Raw genomic sequence first — 15,400 nt, 5'->3', positions numbered from 1 at the left:
CCTACAGACGCCGACCGGCCCCGATGAGGTCTCATGCCGCCGGGGTAACTAGGGTTGTGGACCATGGCGGAGTATGTGTTCACCCTGCGCAATGTGCGCAAGGCCCACGGCGACAAGGTCGTCCTCGACAACGTGACCCTGTCGTTCCTGCACGGCGCGAAGATCGGCGTCGTCGGGCCCAACGGCACCGGCAAGTCCTCGCTGCTGAAGATCATGGCGGGCCTGGACCACGCCAACAACGGCGACGCGATCCTGGATCCCGACGCCACGGTCGGCATGCTCCAGCAGGAGCCGCCGCTCACCGAGGGCAAGACCGTCCAGGAGAACGTCGAGGAGGCCGTCGGCGAGCTCAAGGCCAAGATGGCCCGGCTCGACGAGCTCTACATGTCCATGGGTGAGCCGGATGCCGACCTCGACAAGCTGAACGAGGAGGCCGGCAACCTCCAGACCGAGCTCGACCACGCGAACGCCTGGGACCTCGACAGCCGCCTCGACCAGGCGATGGACGCCTTGCGCTGCCCGCCGCCGGACGCGATCGTGGACAACCTCTCCGGCGGTGAGCGCCGCCGGGTCGCACTCTGCAAGCTGCTGCTCCAGCAGCCGGACCTGCTGCTCCTCGACGAGCCCACCAACCACCTCGACGCCGAGTCGGTCCAGTGGCTCGAGGGACACCTGAAGAGCTACCCGGGTGCGGTCCTCGCCATCACGCACGACCGGTACTTCCTGGACAACGTCGCCGAGTGGATCCTCGAGCTCGACCGCGGCCAGACCCACCCCTACGAGGGCAACTACTCGACGTACCTGGAGACCAAGAAGGATCGCCTGAAGATCGAGGGCCAGAAGGACGCCAAGCGCGCCAAGATGCTGGAGAAGGAGCTCGAGTGGGTCCGCTCCAACGCCAAGGCGCGGCAGACCAAGAGCCGCTCCCGGCTCGCGCGCTACGAGGAGATGGCGGCCGAGGCCGACCGGATGCGCAAGATCGACACCTCGGAGATCAACATCCCGGCCGGTCCGCGTCTCGGTGACGTCGTCCTCGAGGCGCACGGGCTCACCAAGGGGTTCGAGGGCCGCACGCTGATGCGCGACCTGTCCTTCTCGCTGCCCCGAGCCGGCATCGTGGGCGTGATCGGGCCGAACGGCGTCGGCAAGACGACCCTGTTCCGGATGATCACCGGCAGCGAGACACCCGACGAGGGTGAGCTTCGGGTGGGCACCACCGTGAAGCTGTCGTACGTCGACCAGAGCCGCGGGGGCATCGACCCGAACAAGAACGTGTGGGAGGTCGTGTCCGACGGTCTCGACTTCATCAAGGTCGCGAACTTCGAGATGAACTCCCGCGCCTACGTCGCGTCGTTCGGCTTCAAGGGCCCGGACCAGCAGAAGAAGGCCGGCGTCCTCTCCGGTGGTGAGCGCAACCGGCTGAACCTCGCGCTCACCCTGAAGATGGGCGGCAACGTGCTGCTGCTCGACGAGCCGACCAACGACCTCGACGTCGAGACGCTGTCGTCGCTCGAGGACGCGATCCTCGACTTCCCGGGCTGCGCCGTGGTGACCTCCCACGACCGGTGGTTCCTGGACCGGGTAGCCACCCACATCCTGGCCTGGGAGGGCGACGACGAGGACTCCGCCAGGTGGTTCTGGTTCGAGGGGAACTTCGCGTCCTACGAGGAGAACAAGATCGAGCGCCTCGGCATGGAGGCGGCCCGACCGCACCGGGTCACCCACCGCCGCCTGACCCGCGACTGACGTCGGCGGCCGCGGCCGGTCACGCCCTGCGCATCTCCATCTCGGGGTGGGCGGCGACCAGGTGGTCCGACACGGCGTTCATGACGCGGCCGACGGCCCGGAAGTCCTCCCGGCTGGCCAGGTCGACGAGATGCGCGCGGACGCCGCCTACATGCATCGGTGCCACGCGCACGAGCAGGTCGTAGCCGGCCTCGGTCATCGCCGCGATCACGCCCCGGCCGTCCTCCGGTGAGGACGTACGGGCCACCAGGCCCGCGCGTTCCATCCGGGTGATGGTGTGCGTGACGCGGCTGCGGCTGTGCGCGAGCGCGTCGGCGAGCTGCGCCATCCGCATCTGGCGGCCCTCGCGCTCGGACAGGCGGACCAGGATCTCGTACTCGACGAGCGAGAGATCGCAGGCCCGGTGCAGGTCGTCGTCCAGCCGGTCGAGGAGCAGGGTCATGCCCATGAGCAGCGCTCGCCAGGAGCGCTGCTCGTCCTCGTCAAGCCAGACCGTCTCGGTGCCCCCGTCGTCCGTCATCCCCGGCAGTGTAAGCAGAGCGGACCCCGCGTTGACCAGACGGCCTTCGGCCCCGAGTGCCCGCGGGGGCCCACCGCCGGCTAGACCCGCTCGAGGATGAGCGCCATGCCCTGGCCGCCGCCCACGCACATGGTGATGAGGCCGGTGGACTTGTCGTGCCAGTCCAGCGAGTTGATCATCGTGTTCTGGAGCCGGGCGCCGGTCATCCCGAAGGGGTGGCCGACCGCGATCGCACCGCCGTTCACGTTGAGGCGGTCGAGGTCGATGCCGAGGTCCTGGTAGGACGGCACCACCTGGGCGGCGAACGCCTCGTTGATCTCGACCAGGTCGATGTCCCCGATGCTCATCTTCGCGTGCGCGAGCGCGCGCTTGGTCGCCTCGACCGGGCCGAGGCCCATGATCTCGGGCGACAGGCCGGAGACACCGGTGGCCACGATCCTCGCCAGCGGCTTCGCGCCGAGCTCGGCGGCCTTGGTGTCGGACATGATCACGACCGCGGCAGCGCCGTCGTTCAGCGCGCAGCAGTTGCCGGCAGTGACGACGCCGTCGGGGCGGAAGACCGGCTTGAGATCCTTGATGCCGTCGTAGGTGACCCCGGCGCGGGGGCCGTCGTCGGCGGACACGACGGTGCCGTCCTCCAGGGTGAGCGGGGTGATCTCGCGGGCCCAGAAGCCGTCGTTGATCGCCTTCTCGGCGAGGTTCTGCGACCGGACGCCGAACTCGTCGAGCTCCTGCCGGGACAGGCCGCGCAGGCGGGCGACGTTCTCGGCCGTCTGACCCATCGCGATGTAGGCGTCGGGCAGCAGGCCGTCCTCGCGGGGGTCGTGCCAGTCGATGCCGCCCTCGGCCATCTTGTCGGTGCGCGCCATGGCGTCGTCATAGAGGTGGTTCTTGGTGTCCGGCCAGTGGTCGGACGTGCCCTTGGCGAACCGGGACACGGTCTCGACGCCGGCCGAGACGAAGATGTCGCCCTCGCCGGCCTTGATCGCGTGGAATGCCATCCGGGTCGTCTGGACCGAGGACGCGCAGTAGCGGGTGATCGTCGCGCCCGGGACCAGGTCCATGCCGTTGAGGACGTTGACGATGCGCGCCATGTTGTTGCCGGACTCTCCGCCGGGGAGGCCGCAGCCGAGGTAGACGTCGTCGACGGTGTTCGGGTCGAGGCCCTCCACCTTGTCGAGCGCCGTCTTGATGATCAGCGCGCTGAGGTCGTCGGGACGGAAGTCCTTGAGCGATCCCTTGTTGGCCCGCCCGATGGGGGAGCGGGCGGCGCTGACGATGACTGCCTCGGGCATGAGGACTCCGTTTCGGTGAGGGTGTTCTCCGCAGGCTCAGACTAGACCGTGTTCTCGTTGTCGGGCCGAGGCGTTCGTCACGCTCCGCCCGGCCCCGCGAGGCCCGTCCCGAGCAGCTCGAGCGACTGGGCCAGGAACGCGCGCCGCTCCCGGGCGGGCTTGAGCAGCGCGGCCAGCAGGATGCCGTCGTACGACGCCACCAGGGCCTCGGCGCGAGCGTTGCCGTGCTCCTTGCCGGTGGCCGTCATGATCCGCTCGACCAGCTCGATGAGGCGGGACCGGTGGGCCGCCAGCACCCGGGCGAGCTCCTGGTCGCGGCTCGCCGCGAGGGTCAGCTCCAGGCGCGCGACCAGCAGCTCGCGCTGGTCGAGCCAGCGCTGGAACAGCTCGAGCGCGGCATGCACGCCGTCGGGGTGCGCGGACGCACCGAGCTCGTCGGCGAGCCGGTCCACGTCCGCGAGCAGCCGCTCGGCGACGTCCTCGGCGAGTGCCCCCTGGAGGGCGCGGCGGGTCCGCAGGTACGCCGAGCAGCTGCCCTCGGGCAGCCCGGCCCGGCGATCCACCGCCCGGTGCGTGAGGCCCTTGAGCCCCTCGTCGGCGATCACGTGCACGGCCGCGTCGAGCAGCTGGCGGCGGCGCGGGCTCTCGGCCATCGGGTCCTCTCGAGGTGGGCACCGGCGGGGGTCGTGGGGCGTGACACTACTCCGGGGTTTGTGTCGTCCGGGTTCGCCGGATATCTTTCTACACAAGTAGAATCTACAGTTGTAGAAAGGCTCGCTCTCATGGACCTCTACACCGGTCTCACCCCCTTCGCCGTCGTCTTCGTCGTCCTCGCCGCGGTCGCCTCCGTGGTGGCGCTCGGCCTGGTCGCTGACGTCGTCGTCCGCAACCGCCGCACCCGCCTGGCTCGCCACGAGTCGATCGGCACGTACTACCGCGGTCTCGCCCTCAGCCACTGATCGACCGCCCCCCGGCCGGTTCTGGCAGCATCGGCAGCGTGCGGCACACCTACCGGTGCCCGATGCGCTGGGCCGACCTGGACCTGCTCGGGCACGTCAACAACGTCGTCTACGTGGACTACCTCCAGGAGGCCCGCGTCGACATGCTGCGCACCCACGGCCCCGCCGCCCGCACCGGCGAGCTGGCCGAGGGCGTGGTGGTGGTCCGCCACGAGGTGAGCTACCTCGCGCCGCTGCCCTTCGGCTTCGAGCCGGTCACCATCGATTCCTGGGTGACGGAGGTCCGGGCGGCGACCTTCACCATCGCCTACGAGGTCTTCCACGAGCGCGACGGGGTCCGGCACGTGTATGCCCGCGCCAAGACCGTGCTCACGCCGTACGTCTTCGCCGACGAGCGGCCCCGCCGGCTCACCGACGTGGAGCGGGAGACGCTGGCAGCCTTCTTCGAGCCGGACGACCCGGCGCCGCGCGTGCCGATGCCGCGGGTCGCGCCCGGGACCGTCTCGCAGTACCCCGTCCAGGTTCGCTTCTCCGACGTCGACGTGTACGGCCACGTCAACAACGTGAAGTACTTCGAGTATCTCCAGGAGGCGCGGATCGCCATGACCGCGCGGATCTGGCGCGACCTCGACCCGGTCTCGATCGTGGTCGCGCAGACCGAGGTCGACTACCGCCAGCCGATCCTCTTCCGGGCCGAGACGTACGACGCCTGGTCGTGGGTCTCGCGGGTCGGCAGCCGGTCCGCGAGCATCGACTCGCTCATCGCCGACGGTGACACCGTCTTCGCCCGGGCCAGGGTCACGATCGTGTTCTTCGACGGGGAGACCCAGCGGTCGATGACGCCCCCGGAGGCCTACCTGGCGGGACTGCGCTCGCTGCTCGCCGACTGAGTCGACGACCCCGACCCAATACGGGGGACGGTCGAGGCCGGGGTCGCCGACGTGACCCCGGGTAGCAAGACCATCCGGTCCCCACGGGTCGGAACACACCTGTCGCGAGGACGGCGCGGCGTTACACGTCGAAGGGGACTCGTTCGGGGAGCCGCTCGGCCAGGCGGCGCAGGCCGCGGTGGTGGGCCACCCGGACGGCGACGGACGAGATGCCCAGGGCCGCGGCCGTCGACTCGACGTCCAGCCCGACGACCTCGCGGCAGCCGACGACGTCCCGTTCGCGAGGCGGCAGGCTCGCCAGGGCGTGGAGCACCCACTCCTTGACGGCGTACGCCGGTTCCGGACCGACCACCACCGGGTGCCGGTCCAGCGTCTGCAGGTCGACGGGGTCGGTCCGGCGGCGCTGGCTGCGGCGGTGGACGTTGCCGCCGAGCTTGCGGGCGATGCCGAACAGCCAGCCCGCGAACTCCGAGGAGGTCCCGTGGAACGCGTGGATCTTCTCGGCCGCGGTCAGCCACGTCTCCGCCGCCAGGTCCTCCGCGGCGATCGCCGCGTCAGCCTGCGGACGGGTGCTCAACCAGACGACCAGGCGGCCGGCGTGGTCCCGGTAGAGCGCGCGCCAGGCCTCGGCGTCGCCCGTCTTGGCGCGCGCCACCAGCTGGTCGTCGCTGCTCGTCACCGCCTGCGTCGGTCCTGGTGCGCCTGAGGAGCGGGGTGGTCACCGGCGTGCTCGTCGGGGCCGTGCGGGTGTTGCGCGGGGTGCTTCGGGGAGTGCTTCGGGGGATCGTGCGGGTAGCCACCGGCATGCGCGGAGTGTGGAGGCGACGTCTGGCCGTGCGCATGAGCCTGCCCCTGGGCACCCGGATCGCCGACACCCTGAGCCGGTCCCCCGCTCGCGCCCGTCTGGTGGGCGGGAGGTGCACTCCCGGCCGCGACACGCGGGCCCGGCTCCGCGCCGGGGGCTCCTGCCGGCAGCGACCGGAGCGGACTGCTCGCCGGGTCCGTCGTCGTGGTCGTCGTCGTGCCGGGAGCCGAGGTCCTGGTCGAGTCGGCGGGCGCCGGGGCTGGTGACGGCTCCGCCAGGCCTCCCGGCCGCAGTCCGCTCAGCCAGGCGACGCCGATCAGCAGCGCCGCGACGGCGACCGGGACCAGCACGACGCGCCACCCGCCGGTCACTGGTCCAGGGCCGGTGGGGCGCGCCCCGGCGGCGGCGCGAGCGCTCAGCTGCGCCAGGAACACGTCGTCGGGCTCGAGGGTCGGCAGGACCGCACGGAGCTCGTCGCGGAACGGGCGGTCGGTCATGGTGTTCTCCTACCCCTCGGAGGTGGTCCCGACGCGCGTCGGGGGGCACGCATCGGGACCACCGATCCGGGGTCAGCCCTCGGTCGAGGTGCCGGTGGCGTGCTCGTTCGGGTGGTCGCCGGCGTGCTCGTCGGGACCGTTGCCGCTGTGCTGGGCGTCGTGGCTGCCGTGCTCCAGACCGTCCTGGCCGTGGTCGGTGCCGCCCGGGAGCGCGTGCGTGTCCGGGTGGGTGCCGGCATGCTCGTTCGGCGCGTGGTCGGCCGGCGCCTCGGTCGGGTCCTCGGCCGGCTCCGTGGTGGCGTCGTCGATCGGGTCCTCGGTGGGCTCCATGGTCGGGTCGTCGGACCCGTGGGCGGCGCGTGCCTCGGCGGCCCGGGCCTGGCCCTTGGCCGCGTGGGCATTCACCGCGTGACCGTTCTTGTTGACAACGGTGCCGCTGTCGGTCGACGGTTGGTTCGCGTACGCCGTACCGACCGTCAGGGCCGTGGCGAGGGCCGCGGTCGCGGCCGCGGCCGTGGTGATCCTGCGCATGAGGAACCTCCTGGGTGCTGGGTGGCGGGGGGTCCGCCGTCACACGCCTCACCTGTCACGACGGGATCCGTCCGTTACATCACCCGACGGTGTTCACCATGAACTGCGCGGCGTGCGTGACGTAGTCCCAGAACTGGGCGTCCTGCTCGGGGGTCAGCTGCACCTCGTCGAGCCCCGCGCGGAAGTGCGTCAGCCAGTGGTCCTTCGCCTCCGGGGTCACCGCGAACGGCGCGTGCCGCATCCGCAGCCGGGGGTGGCCGCGGGTCTCGGAGTAGGTGGTCGGCCCGCCCCAGTACTGGATCAGGAAGTACAGGAAGCGCTCCTCCGCCGGCCCGAGGTCCTCCTCGGGATAGAGGGGCCGGAGGACCGGATCCTCCGCGACACCCTCGTAGAACCTCGCGACGATCCTCCGGAAGGTCTCGAAGCCGCCGATCTCCTCGTAGAACGTCGTCACGCGTCCATTCTGCAAGGGAGCCGTCAGGGCCCGGACACCGGCGTGCCAGACTCGCGAGCACCGAGTCCTGTCGAGCAACGCACGAGGAGTGATCTGCACATGGCTACGACGCGCAACGCCAGCACCCACTGGGAGGGCACCCTGTTCGAGGGCGCCGGCAAGGTCACGCTGGAGTCCTCCGGCATCGGCACCTACGACGTCTCGTGGGCCTCTCGCGCCGAGGACGCGAACGGCCGAACCAGCCCTGAGGAGCTGATCGCGGCCGCGCACTCGTCGTGCTTCTCGATGGCCCTCTCCAACGGCCTGGCCAAGGCCGGTACGCCGGCGACCTCGCTGGACACCAGTGCCGCCGTGGACTTCGTCCCCGGCACCGGCATCACCGAGATCCGGCTGAGCGTCACGGGCGTCGTCGAGGGCATCAGCGAGGACGACTTCGTGGCCGCGGCCACCGCTGCCAAGGAGGGCTGCCCCGTCAGCCAGGCGCTGGCCGCCGTCCCGATCAAGCTGGAGGCGTCGCTCGCCTGAGCGCGCCCATCGCTCCGTCGTCGTGACCCCGCAGCGGCTCTCCTAGGAGTCCGCCGTGTCGGCGGAGGGCTTCGGCTCCTCCCGGTGCCAGACGACGCGCTGGGGGAGCGGGATCTCGATGCCCTCGTGGTCGAACCGGGCCTTGAGCCGCTGCCGCAGCGCCCGGGCGACGCCCCACTGCTCCATCGGTGCGGTCTTCAGCAGGACCCGGACGGTGACCGACTCGGGCCCGAACACCTCGACCCCGGTGACCTCCGGCTCCTCGATGATCACGTCGTGGAAGTCGTCGTCCTCCCAGAGGTCGTGGGCGACCTCACGGAGCACGCGCTGCACCCGGACCAGGTCCTCGCGGTAGGCGACGTTCACGTCGACGACCGCGCGGGACCAGTTCTGGCTCATGTTGCCGACCCGCAGGATCGCGCCGTTGGGGACGTACCAGACCGTGCCGTTGAGGTCCCGGAGCCGGGTGACCCGGAGGCTGACCGCCTCCACCGTCCCGCTGGCCTCGCCGACGTCGACGACGTCGCCGACGCCGTACTGGTCCTCGAAGATCATGAAGACGCCGGACAGGAAGTCCTTCACCAGTGACTGCGCGCCGAAGCCGAGCGCGATGCCGATGATGCCGGCGCTGGCGATGATCGGGGCGATGTTCACCCCGAGCTCGCTGAGGATCATGGTGCCGATGACGGCCACCAGCAGGCCGGTGATGACGCTCTTGAGCAGGTCGCCCATCGTCTTCGCCCGCTGGACCCGCCGGGTCTGGGTGGCCAGGTCCCGCGCCGATGCCTGCTGGGCGGCCCGGCCGCGGATGCCGAGGCGGCTCATCCGGTCCGGGAGCACGCCGTCCTCGGCGGAGGCCACCAGCCGGTCGACCAGCCGGTGCAGGATCCACCGGGTGATCGCCAGCAGGAGCAGCAGGCCGACGATCGTCAGCGGCCGGCCCACCAGCACGTCGGCGGCGTTCGCGACCCCCTGGTTGTTCGTGGCGTCGAGGGTCCACTGGCAGATGTGGTGACCGTCGTCGCAGGAGCTGTCGTCGAAGCCGAACATGGCCCCCATGTCTACCGCACCTGACAACCGCCCACGACCATCCCGACGGTGAGACGGGCCACGATCCTCGATACGATCGGTGTGTGACCACCAAGCTCGCGCACCTCGCTCGCCGTACCTCCGTCGTCCTGCTCGCGGGCGGCCTCGTCCTCGGGGCCGGCGGTCCGGCCGGTGCGGACGTCCCCGAGTTCTGGCCGGCCGCCGACCCGGTCGACCCCTGGCAGGCGCTGCTGCTGCTCGCCGGTGTCCCGCTGCTGCTGTTCCTGGTGATCACGGCCCTGGTCGTGATCCCCGGTGTCGTCAAGGGCGAGCGGTTCACCCCGGGTGGCCAGGCGACCGCCGACCAGTGGTTCGGCGGCCCCAGCTCCGGCACCGCCGAGCTGCCGGCGCCCGACACCGACGAGTCCCAGGCGGGTGGCGCAAGTGGGCGTTGGTGAGTTCAACTCCGCCGAGCGTTTCCAGATCGACGAGGCGATCCGCCGCGCGGAGCTGGTCTCGCGCTTCGAGTTCAGCGTCTTCGTCGGCCGCGTGGACGGTGAGCCGCGCGCGTTCGCGACCCAGCTGCACAACCGGCTGGTCGCCCCGCCGCGCAGCATCCTGATCCTGCTCGACCCCGCCGCGCGGGTGCTCGAGATCGTCACCGGCGGCGTCGTCCGCCGCAACATCACCGACCGCGAGGTCGAGCTCGTCTCCTTGCAGATGCAGAGCATGTTCGCGTCCGGCGACCTGGTCGGCGGCCTGCGCCGGGGGATTCAGGAGCTGGCCGACCACGCCAACCAGCCCGAGACCCTGCACGCCGAGCAGCCCTGACCGCCGCGCATCCCCGAACGCCGAGTCGGCGCAGTCTCAGCTGAGACTGCGCCGACTCGGCGGGGGCTTGGCTGAGACTGCGCAGACTCGGCGGGGCGGATCAGCCCTGCGCGTCCTTGGCCTGGGCGGCCAGCGCCCGGGCGACGTCGGCGCGGCCCTCACGGACGTACCGCTTCGCTGCCGGGTTGGCCTCCGACGAGTCGAGCCACGCGTCGACGCGGTCGAGCAGCTCCTGGCTGGCCAGCTGCTTGGGGAAGATGAACTCCAGCGCGGTGGACGCGCGCTGGGTGCCCTTCCTCTCCCACAGCGTGTCGGCCTCGGCGAGGTACTTCTCGACGTACGGCGCCAGCACCTCGTCCTGGCCGTACTGCTGGAAGGCGAGCACCACGCTGCGCTGGGTCTCGTTCGGTACGTCGTCGCGGACCATCGCGATCTCCCACGCCTCGGCCTTCGCCTCGGCGGTCGGACGCATCGCCCGCGCGGCGGCGGCGTGCTCCTGGCCGGAGATCGTGTTGTCGCGCTCGAGCTCCTCGGCGATCCGGTCCGCGTCCGCGCGGCCGTTGCGGGCCAGGCCCTTGAGCAGCGTCCAGCGCAGGTCGGTGTCGACCGCCAGCCCGTCGAAGGTGAGCGTGCCGTCGAGCACCCGCTCCAGGTCGGTCAGCGCCGCGTCACTGTGCGCGGCGCCGGCGTACGCCCGCGCGAACGACAGCTGGTGGTCGCTCCCCGGCTCGGCGTTCTCGAGCAGCTTGCGCAGGCCCTGCTCCCACGTCGAGCGCAGCGCCGCCCTGTTCTCCGGTGCGGAGTAGAGCGTCGCCGCGAGCGCGGCGTACCCGGGGATCCTGGCCACGCCGAACGCGTCGGTCTCGCTGCCGATCCCGCTGAGCACCAGCGCCACGAAGTCGGTGGCGCTCATCTCGGCGTCGCGGGTCATGTCCCACGCCGCGCCCCAGCACAGCGCCCGGGCCAGGGAGTCGTCGAGGGTGGCGAGGCCGCCCACCACGGTCGCGAGCGAGCGCTCGTCGAGGCGGATCTTGGCGTACGCCAGGTCGCCGTCGTTGAGCAGCAGCAGGTCCGGCTGCTGCTGGCCGACCAGTTCGGCGACGTCGGTGTGGTCGCCGTGCACGTCGATCTCGATCGAGGTACGCCGGACCAGCCGGCCGCCGGCCTCGTCGTACAGGCCGATGCCGAGGCGGTGCCGGCGCAGCGTCGGGTGGTCCGGGTCGGCGGTCTGGCGCACGCCGAACGACGCGTAGGTGCCGTCCTCGGCGAGCTCGAACTCGGGAGCGAGGGTGTTGACGCCCGCCGTCTGCAGCCATTCCTGCGCCCACGACTCGAGGTCACGGCCGGAGGACTTCTCGAGCGCGGCGAGCAGGTCCTTGAACTCGGTGTTGCCGAACTCGTGCTCCTGGAAGTACGCGCGCACGCCCACGAGGAAGTTCTCCAGCCCGACCCACGCGACGAGCTGCTTGAGCACCGAGGCGCCCTTGGCGTAGGTGATGCCGTCGAAGTTGACCTCGACCGCGCGCAGGTCGACGTTGTCGGCCGCGATCGGATGGGTGCTGGGCAGCTGGTCCTGGCGGTACGCCCAGTTCTTCCGCGCGTTGGTGAAGCCGGTCCACGACTCGGTGAACTCCGAGGCCTCGACGGCAGCGTGGTAGCAGGCCCACTCGGCGAACGACTCGTTCAGCCAGAGGTCGTCCCACCACTTCATGGTGACCAGGTCGCCGAACCACATGTGCGCCATCTCGTGGAGGATCACCTCGTTGCGGAACTCGTAGAACGAGCGGTCCTGGCGGCTGCGCGGGAGGTACTCGTCGCGCAGCGTGATGCAGCCGGCGTTCTCCATCGCGCCCATGTTGTACTCCGGCACGTAGAGCTGGTCGTACTTGCCGAAGGGGTAGGGGTAGGCGAAGGCCTCCTCGAAGAACTCGAAGCCCTGGCGGGTCAGCTTGACGAGCTCCTCGACGTCGAGGTGCTCGACCAGCGACTGGCGGCAGTAGTGGCCGAGCGGGATGTCGCCGTGCTTGCCGTGGTAGACGTCCAGCACCTCGTGGTACTCGCCCGCGACGACCGCCGTGACGTACGTCGACAGCGGCTTCGTCGGCTCGAACCGCCAGACCGCTGCGCCACCCTGCCCATCACCGGCGCTCGGCTCCGGGGTCGGGGTTGGGGAGTTCGAGACGACCTTCCAGCCCTCGGGTGCCGTCACCGTGAACTGGAACGGCGCCTTGAGGTCGGGCTGCTCGAAGGTGGTGTAGACGCGCCGGGCGTCCGGCACCTCGAACTGCGTGTAGGTGTAGACCCGGTCGTCGGCTGGGTCGACGAAGCGGTGCAGGCCCTCGCCCGTGCGGGAGTAGGTGCAGTCCGCGCGCACGACGAGCTCGTTCTCCGCGGCCAGGCCGGTGAGCGTGATCCGGCTGTCGGCGTACGCCGTGGCCGGGTCGACGGGCTCGCCGTTCAGCGTGATCTCGTGGACGGTCGCGTCGACGAGGTCGGCGAAGGTCTCGGCACCGGCCTCGGAGCAGGTGAACCGGATCGTCGTGGTCGATCCGAAGGTCTTGTCGCCGGTGGTGAGGTCCAGGTCGATGGCGTACGACGTGACGTCCAGGAGCGCGGCGCGGGTCGCGGCCTCGTCCCGGGTGAGGTTGGTTCCAGGCATGCGAATCATCCTGCCACTCGGTCCTTCGGTCGCGAAAAGCAGATCGACCGGCATGATGTCCGCGTGAGCGACCCCGGCAGGCACGTCGTCCCGCTGCGGGAGGCGTTCCGTGCGTGGTTCCTCATCTCGTGGCAGACCTTCGGCGGCCCGGCGGGCCAGATCGCGGTGATGCACCGCGAGCTCGTGGTCGAACGCCGCTGGATCGGCGAGCGTCGGTTCCTGCACGCCATGAGCTTCTGCATGCTGCTCCCCGGGCCGGAGGCCCAGCAGCTCGCGGTCTACAGCGGGTGGCTGCTCAACGGCTGGGCCGGAGGCGTGATCGCCGGGGTGCTCTTCGTGCTGCCGGGCCTGCTCACGATCCTCGCGCTGTCGTGGGTGTACGTCGCGCACGGCGACTCCACGCTCGTCACCGGACTGCTGCTCGGCCTCGCCGCCGCAGTCATCCCGATCGTCATCCAGGCCGTGCTCCGGCTCGGCGGCCGCGCGGTGCGCAACCGGGTGCTGCTGGTGCTCGCGGTGGCCGCGTTCCTGGCGCTCGCCGTCCTCGCCGTGCCGTTCCCGCTCGTCGTGCTCGTGGCCGGGCTGGTCGGCTGGCTGATCGGCCGGCGCCGTCCGGACCTGGTCCGGGTGCCCGAGCCCACGACCCAGCCGGAGGAGGTCCCGCCGCTGATCCCGGACGACGCGCTGCACACCGGAGTCCGGTCGGGGCGTCGTTCCCTCCTCATCCTCGCCGTCGGGCTGCTCCTCTGGGTCGCGCCGGTCGCGGCGGCGTACGCCCTCGCCGGCGGCCGCCCGACCGTGTTCACCGACCAGGGCCTGTTCTTCGGCGGAATGGCGCTGGTGACGTTCGGCGGCGCGTACGCCGTGCTCTCGTACGTCGCCCAGGCAGCGGTCGAGCACTACGGGTGGCTGACCGCGCAGGAGATGGTGCGGGGGCTCGCCCTCGCCGAGACGACACCCGGGCCCCTGATCATGGTCGTCCAGTTCGTCGCGTTCCTCGGCGCGTTCCGCGATCCTGCCGGGCTGGACCCGTGGGCGGCGGCGGTGCTCGCGTCGCTGCTGGTCGTGTGGGTGACGTTCGTCCCGTGCTTCCTCTTCATCTTCCTCGGCGCGCCGTACGTGGAGCGGCTGCGCGGCAACGACACGCTCTCGTCCGCCCTGACCGGGGTCACCGCGGCGGTCGTGGGGGTGATCGCGAACCTCGCCCTCTACTTCACCGTCCACACCCTGTTCGCGGAGGCCGAGCGCGCTGGCTGGGACCACTTCGGGCTCCTGGTGCCGGTGTGGTCGTCATTCCAGTGGCAGCCGGCGGTGCTGGGCGCACTCGGGACCGTGCTGATCTTCGGCCTGCGCTGGCCGGTGCTCCGCACCCTGGGGGTCTGCGGGCTGGCGGGGCTGGCCGTCGCGATCCTCACCTGACGGGGAATGCGGACCGCGGTCCGGGTCGTTGCGAATGACATGACCAACGCTGACTTCTGGTTCGACCCCGCCTGTCCCTTCGCCTGGATCACGTCTCGCTGGATCCTCGAGGTCGAGAAGGTCCGTGACATCGAGGTCACGTGGCACATCATGAGCCTTGCCTACCTCAACCAGGACAAGGACATCTCCGACGAGTACCGCGAGTTCCTCGCGACCGCCTGGCAGCCGGTCCGGGTGCTGATGGCCGCCGAGCAGAAGTACGGCAAGGAGGTGCTGCTGCCGCTGTACACCGCGATGGGCACGCGCATCCACGTCGAGAAGCAGGACAGGGACCGGGCGATGATCGAGGCCGCCCTGGAGGAGGCCGGCCTCGACACCTCGCTCGCCGACGCCATGGACGGCCCGTCGTACGACGAGGCCATCGCCGCGTCCCACGAGCGCGGGATGAGCCAGGTCGGCAACGAGGTCGGGACGCCGACGATCGCCTTCGAGGGCCGCGCGTTCTTCGGTCCGGTCATCAGCAAGGCGCCCCGCGGCGAGGACGCCGGCCGGATGTGGGACGCCTTCGTGACGCTCTCGAAGTTCGAGCACTTCTACGAGCTCAAGCGCAGCCGCACCGAGGCGCTCGACTTCAGCTGATCCCGCCGGCGCGACACTCGCCGACGTCGCCGCGACGGCCTACGGTGGCTCCATGGGCGACGAGGTGACGGTGCTGTCCCACGCGATCGACCAGGCCGGCGACGTGCTCGACCACGTCCACGCCGACCATCTCGATCGCGGTACGCCGTGCGCCGACTGGACCGTGGCGGGGCTGGTCGACCACCTGGTCGCGGCGCCGGGGCGGTTTCTGACGATGATGCGCGGCGAGGAGCCGGACTGGTCCAGCGACCCGCACGTCGCGGAGTCCTGGGGCCCGGCGTTCCGCGCCCACGGCGACGACCTGGTGCACGCGTGGCACCAGCACGAGCGTGACGCGCCGGTGCCGGCCGACTGGCAGATCGCCGAGCTCGCCGTCCACACGTGGGACCTGGCCATGGCGATCGACTTCCCGCCGGACCGCCTCGATCCCGAGGTGGCCGAGCACGGACTCGCGTTCATGCAGGCGAACCTGACAGCCGAGAACCGGGGGCCGGCGTTCGCGGCCGAGGCGCCCGTTCCCGAGGGAGCCGGGCCCTACGAGCGACTCGCGGCGTTCGCGGGCCGGACCGTGGCCTGACACCAGCGGAAACCGGGTGGCGGC

18 protein-coding genes are annotated in these 15,400 nt (G+C 71.0%); 9 read left to right on the top strand and 9 right to left on the bottom strand.

Translation table 11 applies throughout. The annotated features are described in order from the left end of the window. Positions 1–63: 63 nt before the first annotated feature. Complete coding sequence (gene ettA, locus N538_RS0110185; RefSeq protein WP_028637227.1) at positions 64–1,746, top strand: energy-dependent translational throttle protein EttA; 1,683 nt, start codon at positions 64–66, stop codon at positions 1,744–1,746. Between the two features lie 19 nt (positions 1,747–1,765). Here ettA and N538_RS0110180 read toward each other — a convergent pair whose 3' ends face one another. The 3 genes from N538_RS0110180 to N538_RS24755 all read right to left on the bottom strand — a co-directional run bounded on the left by N538_RS0110180 (position 1,766) and on the right by N538_RS24755 (position 4,214). Then, entirely contained in the window at positions 1,766–2,266 is a 501-nt protein-coding gene (locus N538_RS0110180; RefSeq protein WP_028637226.1) for a MarR family winged helix-turn-helix transcriptional regulator, read from the bottom strand. An 80-nt stretch (positions 2,267–2,346) separates the two neighbouring features. Then, positions 2,347–3,561, bottom strand: coding sequence for an acetyl-CoA C-acetyltransferase (locus tag N538_RS0110175; protein WP_028637225.1), 1,215 nt, complete (start codon positions 3,559–3,561; stop codon positions 2,347–2,349). 77 nt (positions 3,562–3,638) lie between these two features. After that, positions 3,639–4,214: a TetR/AcrR family transcriptional regulator gene (locus N538_RS24755; protein WP_051549128.1), complete on the bottom strand. Its 576-nt coding sequence runs from the start codon at positions 4,212–4,214 to the stop codon at positions 3,639–3,641. A gap of 129 nt (positions 4,215–4,343) precedes the next feature. Here N538_RS24755 and N538_RS28370 point away from each other — a divergent pair, with 129 nt between their 5' ends. Together N538_RS28370 and N538_RS0110160 are read left to right on the top strand one after the other, a co-directional pair. Next, positions 4,344–4,520, top strand: a complete 177-nt coding sequence (locus tag N538_RS28370) for a hypothetical protein (protein WP_155992039.1) — start codon at positions 4,344–4,346, stop codon at positions 4,518–4,520. A 38-nt stretch (positions 4,521–4,558) separates the two neighbouring features. Further along, positions 4,559–5,410, top strand: a complete 852-nt coding sequence (locus N538_RS0110160; protein WP_028637224.1) for an acyl-CoA thioesterase — start codon at positions 4,559–4,561, stop codon at positions 5,408–5,410. 121 nt (positions 5,411–5,531) lie between these two features. On the opposite strand, the gene N538_RS0110155 is transcribed toward N538_RS0110160, so the two are convergent. The 4 genes from N538_RS0110155 to N538_RS0110140 form a co-directional block, all read right to left on the bottom strand. Next, positions 5,532–6,089, bottom strand: coding sequence for an RNA polymerase sigma factor (locus N538_RS0110155; RefSeq protein ID WP_028637223.1), 558 nt, complete (start codon positions 6,087–6,089; stop codon positions 5,532–5,534). Further along, positions 6,086–6,712 carry a hypothetical protein gene (locus N538_RS0110150; RefSeq protein ID WP_028637222.1) on the bottom strand — a complete coding sequence of 209 codons (627 nt, stop codon included), beginning with the start codon at positions 6,710–6,712 and terminating at the stop codon, positions 6,086–6,088. Before N538_RS0110150 ends, N538_RS0110155 begins: the two co-directional genes overlap by 4 nt. Before the next feature lie 72 nt (positions 6,713–6,784). Beyond that, positions 6,785–7,243: a hypothetical protein gene (locus N538_RS0110145; RefSeq protein WP_028637221.1), complete on the bottom strand. Its 459-nt coding sequence runs from the start codon at positions 7,241–7,243 to the stop codon at positions 6,785–6,787. A 79-nt stretch (positions 7,244–7,322) separates the two neighbouring features. After that, complete coding sequence (locus N538_RS0110140; RefSeq protein WP_028637220.1) at positions 7,323–7,697, bottom strand: globin; 375 nt, start codon at positions 7,695–7,697, stop codon at positions 7,323–7,325. A gap of 99 nt (positions 7,698–7,796) precedes the next feature. On the opposite strand from N538_RS0110140, the gene N538_RS0110135 reads away from it, so the two are divergent. After that, the gene (locus tag N538_RS0110135; RefSeq protein WP_028637219.1) at positions 7,797–8,222 is read left to right on the top strand and encodes an OsmC family peroxiredoxin; all 426 of its coding nucleotides are present in this window, start codon (positions 7,797–7,799) and stop codon (positions 8,220–8,222) included. A gap of 42 nt (positions 8,223–8,264) precedes the next feature. Here N538_RS0110135 and N538_RS0110130 read toward each other — a convergent pair whose 3' ends face one another. Further along, positions 8,265–9,281: a mechanosensitive ion channel family protein gene (locus N538_RS0110130; RefSeq protein ID WP_028637218.1), complete on the bottom strand. Its 1,017-nt coding sequence runs from the start codon at positions 9,279–9,281 to the stop codon at positions 8,265–8,267. A 74-nt stretch (positions 9,282–9,355) separates the two neighbouring features. On the opposite strand from N538_RS0110130, the gene N538_RS0110125 reads away from it, so the two are divergent. Together N538_RS0110125 and N538_RS0110120 are read left to right on the top strand one after the other, a co-directional pair. Continuing rightward, positions 9,356–9,709 (top strand): hypothetical protein, encoded by a 354-nt coding sequence (locus N538_RS0110125; protein WP_028637217.1) that lies wholly within the window; start codon positions 9,356–9,358, stop codon positions 9,707–9,709. Further along, the gene (locus N538_RS0110120; protein ID WP_051549126.1) at positions 9,696–10,082 is read left to right on the top strand and encodes a DUF5130 family protein; all 387 of its coding nucleotides are present in this window, start codon (positions 9,696–9,698) and stop codon (positions 10,080–10,082) included. The genes N538_RS0110125 and N538_RS0110120 overlap by 14 nt, the downstream gene beginning before the upstream one ends. Before the next feature lie 100 nt (positions 10,083–10,182). On the opposite strand, the gene pepN is transcribed toward N538_RS0110120, so the two are convergent. Further along, positions 10,183–12,741 (bottom strand): aminopeptidase N, encoded by a 2,559-nt coding sequence (gene pepN, locus N538_RS0110115; RefSeq protein WP_028637215.1) that lies wholly within the window; start codon positions 12,739–12,741, stop codon positions 10,183–10,185. Positions 12,742–12,804: 63 nt separating this feature from the next. On the opposite strand from pepN, the gene chrA reads away from it, so the two are divergent. Genes chrA through N538_RS0110100 form a run of 3 tightly spaced genes read left to right on the top strand, consistent with a single transcriptional unit; the run spans position 12,805 to position 15,376 of the window. After that, a complete protein-coding gene (gene chrA, locus N538_RS24750; protein ID WP_036570016.1) occupies positions 12,805–14,160 on the top strand; it encodes a chromate efflux transporter in 1,356 nt (451 codons plus the stop codon). A gap of 39 nt (positions 14,161–14,199) precedes the next feature. Next, a complete protein-coding gene (locus tag N538_RS0110105) occupies positions 14,200–14,799 on the top strand; it encodes a mycothiol-dependent nitroreductase Rv2466c family protein (RefSeq protein ID WP_028637214.1) in 600 nt (199 codons plus the stop codon). Between the two features lie 52 nt (positions 14,800–14,851). Beyond that, positions 14,852–15,376 carry a TIGR03086 family metal-binding protein gene (locus N538_RS0110100; protein WP_028637213.1) on the top strand — a complete coding sequence of 175 codons (525 nt, stop codon included), beginning with the start codon at positions 14,852–14,854 and terminating at the stop codon, positions 15,374–15,376. The last annotated feature ends 24 nt before the right edge of the window (positions 15,377–15,400 follow it).

Source organism: Nocardioides sp. URHA0032 (assembly GCF_000620645.1).
Classification (GTDB): domain Bacteria; phylum Actinomycetota; class Actinomycetes; order Propionibacteriales; family Nocardioidaceae; genus Nocardioides.
This window is presented reverse-complemented; position numbering and strand designations above follow the sequence as displayed.

Excerpts from the sequence above, each read along its gene's own strand:
- ettA (WP_028637227.1), top strand. The coding sequence starts at position 64 with ATGGCGGAGTATGTGTTCACCCTGCGCAATGTGCGCAAGGCCCACGGC.
- N538_RS0110180 (WP_028637226.1), bottom strand. The coding sequence starts at position 2,266 with ATGACGGACGACGGGGGCACCGAGACGGTCTGGCTTGACGAGGACGAG.
- N538_RS0110175 (WP_028637225.1), bottom strand. The coding sequence starts at position 3,561 with ATGCCCGAGGCAGTCATCGTCAGCGCCGCCCGCTCCCCCATCGGGCGG.
- N538_RS24755 (WP_051549128.1), bottom strand. The coding sequence starts at position 4,214 with ATGGCCGAGAGCCCGCGCCGCCGCCAGCTGCTCGACGCGGCCGTGCAC.
- N538_RS28370 (WP_155992039.1), top strand. The coding sequence starts at position 4,344 with ATGGACCTCTACACCGGTCTCACCCCCTTCGCCGTCGTCTTCGTCGTC.
- N538_RS0110150 (WP_028637222.1), bottom strand. The coding sequence starts at position 6,712 with ATGACCGACCGCCCGTTCCGCGACGAGCTCCGTGCGGTCCTGCCGACC.
- N538_RS0110145 (WP_028637221.1), bottom strand. The coding sequence starts at position 7,243 with ATGCGCAGGATCACCACGGCCGCGGCCGCGACCGCGGCCCTCGCCACG.
- N538_RS0110135 (WP_028637219.1), top strand. The coding sequence starts at position 7,797 with ATGGCTACGACGCGCAACGCCAGCACCCACTGGGAGGGCACCCTGTTC.
- N538_RS0110130 (WP_028637218.1), bottom strand. The coding sequence starts at position 9,281 with ATGGGGGCCATGTTCGGCTTCGACGACAGCTCCTGCGACGACGGTCAC.
- pepN (WP_028637215.1), bottom strand. The coding sequence starts at position 12,741 with ATGCCTGGAACCAACCTCACCCGGGACGAGGCCGCGACCCGCGCCGCG.
- N538_RS0110105 (WP_028637214.1), top strand. The coding sequence starts at position 14,200 with ATGACCAACGCTGACTTCTGGTTCGACCCCGCCTGTCCCTTCGCCTGG.
- N538_RS0110100 (WP_028637213.1), top strand. The coding sequence starts at position 14,852 with ATGGGCGACGAGGTGACGGTGCTGTCCCACGCGATCGACCAGGCCGGC.